We start from the raw sequence: 4,116 nt of genomic DNA on the forward strand, positions 1-4,116 counted from the left end.
AGCAGGCGCTTTTCCAGTTGTTTCAGCCGCGCCGGATTGTCGATCTTGGCGCCGGTCAGATCGGTGATGTAGAATGTGTCGGTGGCGCGCTCGCCATAGGTGGCGATGTGGGCGCTGTGGATGGTCACGCGGCTTTGGAACAGGCCGTTGGTCAGGGCGAACAGCAGCGCCGGGCGATCGTTGGCGTTCACTTCGATGACCGTGTAGCGGTTGCTGGCTTTGTTATCGATCAGCACGCGCGGCTCCACGCCGAAAAATTCCGCCTTGCGCCGCGCCAGTGGCCGCGCGGCCAATTTGTCGGCCAGCCGGATGCGCCCGGTCAGCACATCTTCGATATTGCGCTTCAGCCGCGCCAGTTGCTGGCTTTCGGCAAAGGGCTGGCCCAGCGGATCGAGCACCACGAAATTGTCGATCGCCATGCCATCGCGGGTGGTGTGGATGCGCGCATCGAAAATATTGCCGCCGGCCAGGCTGATGGCGCCGGCAATCCGGTAAAACAGGCCGGGGTGATCGCTGGCATAAATCGCCACCAGCGTCATGCCGCGCGCCGCATCGGGCGTGCAGGAAATCGCCAGCGGCTGCGCCGTTTCGGCATCCGGCGCCGCCGGCGCATCGACTTGCGCCACCAAATGCGCATTGGCCAGCAGCACTTCGGGCGTTTCGGCAATCCAGTAACTGTCCGGCAGGCGGCGGGCATAGGCGGCAAATTGCGCCTCCGGCCACTCCAGCGCGGCCTTCAGCCCCTGCTGCCGCGCGGCGATGCGTTCGGCGCGGCCGGTCTGCTTGTGGCCCAGCCGCAGCACTTCCTCGGCGGCCTCATAGAGGTCGCGCAGCAATTGCGCCTTCCAGCCATTCCACACGCCGGGGCCAACGGCGCGAATATCCACCACCGTCAGCAGCAGCAGCAGCCGCAGCCGTTCCGGGCTGGCAACAGCGGCGGCGAAATCCAGGATCGTCTTGAAATCCGCCAGATCGCGCTTGAAGGCGGTGCGGCTCATCAGCAGGTGAAATTCCACCAGCCAGGCCACAGTTTCGGTTTCCGCCGCACTCAAACCCAGCCGCGGGCACAGCCGCCGCGCCACTTCGGCGCCCAATATGCTGTGATCGCCGCTGCGCCCCTTGGCGATATCGTGCAGCAGCACCGCGACATGCAGCACCCGGCGATCGGTCAACTGGTGGATGATCACGCTGGACAGGCTGTGTTCGGCGGCCAGATCGCCGCTTTCGATGCGCGCCACCAGGCCCACGGCGCGGATCGTGTGCTCGTCCACCGTATAATGATGGTACATATCATATTGCATCTGCGCCACGACCCGGCCGAAATCCGGAACAAAACGCCCAAACACGCCGGCTTCATTCATCGTCCGCAGCACATTTTCGGGATTGCGCGGCGAGGTGAGCACATTCAGGAACAGCGTGTTGGCGGTCTTGTCGCGGCGCACCCGGTCATCGATCAACACGGCATCGCGGGCCGCAGCGCGCATGGCGATGGGATGGATGGGCAGGTTTTCACTGTCGGCGAGCGCAAAGATTTCCAGCAGCCGCACCGGATCGGCCCGGAAAAAATCATCGGACGGCAGCCCGATCTTGCCGCGGCGCAGGGTGAAGCCCTTCAGCCGCGCCGGCTTGCGCGTCAGACTGGGCAACCACGCCAGCCGCGCGGTGGATTCGTCCAGATGCGCCAGAAACAGCCCGGTCAGATCGCCGACGGTTTTGGCCATCAGGAAATAATGGCGCATGAAGCGTTCCACCGCGCTCATGTGGTCGCGGGAGGCATAGCGCAGCCGGCTGGCCAGTTCACGCTGCACATCGAAGGTCAGCCGTTCTTCGGCGCGGCCGCTGATATGGTGCAGCATGAAACGCACCGACCATAGAAAACTCTCGGCACGGCGGAACTGGCGAAATTCCGCCGCCGTCAGCAGGCCCTTGTCCACCAGCTCGATAACGCCATCAACCTGGTGCAGATAGCGGCCGATCCAGAACAGCGCATGCAGATCGCGCAGGCCGCCCTTGCCCTCTTTCAGATTGGGTTCCACCACATAGCGGCTGTCGCCCATGCGCTTGTGGCGCACTTCGCGTTCGGCCAGCTTTTCGGCCACGAATGCCCGCCCGGTGCCGGTCACAAGCTCGCGCCGGAACCGCGTGACCGCTTCGTCAAACAGCGCCTGATCGCCCCAGACAAAACGGTTTTCCAGAAAGGCCGTGCGAATGGTCATGTCGCTGCGCGCCAGATAGACGATATCGTTCAGGCTGCGCGTGGCATTGCCCACCTTCAGGCCCAGATCCCACAGCAGATACAGCAGGGTTTCGATGACCTGCTCCCCCCACGGCGTCTGTTTCCACGGGGTGATGAACACGATGTCCACATCCGAAAATGGCGCCATCTGGCCGCGGCCATAGCCGCCAACCGCCGCCACCGCCAACCGCTCGGCCTGGGTGGCATTGGGATTGGGATACAGGCTGGTCACCACGGTTTCACAGGCCAGCCGCAAAAGCTGATCCATCAGGAAACTCATGGCAGCGGCCAGCTCAAGCCCGCGGCCCGGATGCGCCTCCAGCCGCAGCGCGATTTCGGCGCGGCCAGCCAGCAGCGCGCCGCGCAGCGTATCGGCCAGCAATTTGCGGCGGTCACCAAACGCGGGCCGCCGCGCCATGCCTTCGGCCAGACTGTCGGCAAGCGCGCGCCGGTCAATGATCGCGCGGCGATTGGCAATGGTTTCAGGACGGATCATCTGGGCGCAGTCTAGGCTGCTCGGCGCTGCTTGGCCACCACTTCAACCCCCCGGACTTCAACCCCAGAGCGCCGCATCGGGCGGCAACACGTCGCTGCCCACGAAGCGCAGGCCGTGCGGGCGATCTTCGATCAACAATGGCCCGTCGAGATCGGCATAAACACCCTGCATGGCCACATAAAAGGCCGGCGCGATGGCCAGGCTGGAACAGAGCATGCAGCCGGTCATCACGCCCAGCCCGCGCAGGGCCGCGGCGTGGCGCAGCGCCAGCGCCTCGGTCAGCCCGCCGGCCTTGTCCAGCTTGATGTTGATGAACTGGTAGCGGCCGACGATCGCGTCCAGGCTGGCGCGGGTCTGGCAGCTTTCGTCGGCGGCCAGCGGCACGGCGGGGCGCAGGCCGTCCAGCTCGGCATCGCGCCCGGCGGGCACCGGCTGTTCAACCAGCTCCACATCCAGCCGCGCCAGCCGGGCCAGCGTGCGTTCGATATCGGTGCCGCCCCAGGCTTCGTTGGCATCGGCGATCAGCCGCGCATCGGGGGCCGCGCGGCGCACCGCCGTCATGCGTTCGATATCGCCGTCCGGGCCGTCCTTGCCGCCCAGCTTCACCTTGAGCAGTTCGCGCCCGCGCACCGCGCTGGCTGCGGCAGCCATGGTCTCGGCATCGGCCAGGCTGATCGTGTAGGCGGTCAGCATCGGCTGCGGCACGGGCAGGCCGATCTGCTGCCAGACCCGCGCGCCGGATTGCTTGGCCTCCAGATCCCACAGCGCGCAATCCAGCGCGTTGCGGGCGGCACCAGCCGGCATCAGGCCGATCAGATCGGCGCGGCGCAGGCCGGCCACATCAGCGGATATCGCCTGCAACGCCGCCAGCGCTGCCTCGGCCGTGTCGCCGTGATAATAGATGGCGGTGCCTTCGCCGCGCCCGGTGTGGGCGCCGTCGGTCAGTTCCGCCACCACGACATCGACCTGGGTTTTGGCGCCGCGCGCGATGGTGAACTGGCCGCGCACCGGGAAGGTTTCGATTCGGGCGTGAAGCTGGCGGGCCATGCCCCTGCCCTGCCGCAAGCGCCGGCCAGCGGCAAGCCCCGCAAACCGGCTTTGCACCCGCCGCCAAAGCCGGGCATGCTGCCAGAATGATGGATGACGATTCAGATGACGGGCCGGATGATGCGGAGGTTGAGCTGGATGCCGTCGCCACCGTGTCGCGCATCACCGCGCTGGAAATGCTGGTGCGCCAGATGATGATCGTGCAGCTGCGCATTCTTGACAAGATGGGCGAGATCAAGCTGACCGGGGAGTATGTCCAGACCATCGCCACCGCCTACACCGAAAAGGTGGACGAGAGCCCGATCATCGAAAGCACGTCGCCTGAAGTGAATTACGA

General features: G+C 65.6%; 3 protein-coding genes. 1 reads left to right on the forward strand and 2 read right to left on the reverse strand.

Annotation, left to right across the window (positions count from 1 at the left end):
* Together ABWP50_RS08875 and dgcA are read right to left on the reverse strand one after the other, a co-directional pair.
* A partial coding sequence (locus tag ABWP50_RS08875) for a [protein-PII] uridylyltransferase (RefSeq protein WP_353217640.1) occupies positions 1 to 2,732 on the reverse strand: 2,732 nt, incomplete at its 3' end.
* A 57-nt stretch (positions 2,733 to 2,789) separates the two neighbouring features.
* A complete protein-coding gene (dgcA, locus tag ABWP50_RS08880) occupies positions 2,790 to 3,779 on the reverse strand; it encodes an N-acetyl-D-Glu racemase DgcA (protein WP_353217641.1) in 990 nt (329 codons plus the stop codon).
* An 86-nt stretch (positions 3,780 to 3,865) separates the two neighbouring features.
* On the opposite strand from dgcA, the gene ABWP50_RS08885 reads away from it, so the two are divergent.
* Positions 3,866 to 4,116: hypothetical protein (locus ABWP50_RS08885; RefSeq protein ID WP_353217642.1), on the forward strand; the 251-nt coding region annotated here is incomplete at its 3' end.

Origin of the sequence: Sandarakinorhabdus sp. (assembly GCF_040398645.1) — a bacterium.
Classification (GTDB): Bacteria; Pseudomonadota; Alphaproteobacteria; order Sphingomonadales; family Sphingomonadaceae; genus Sandarakinorhabdus.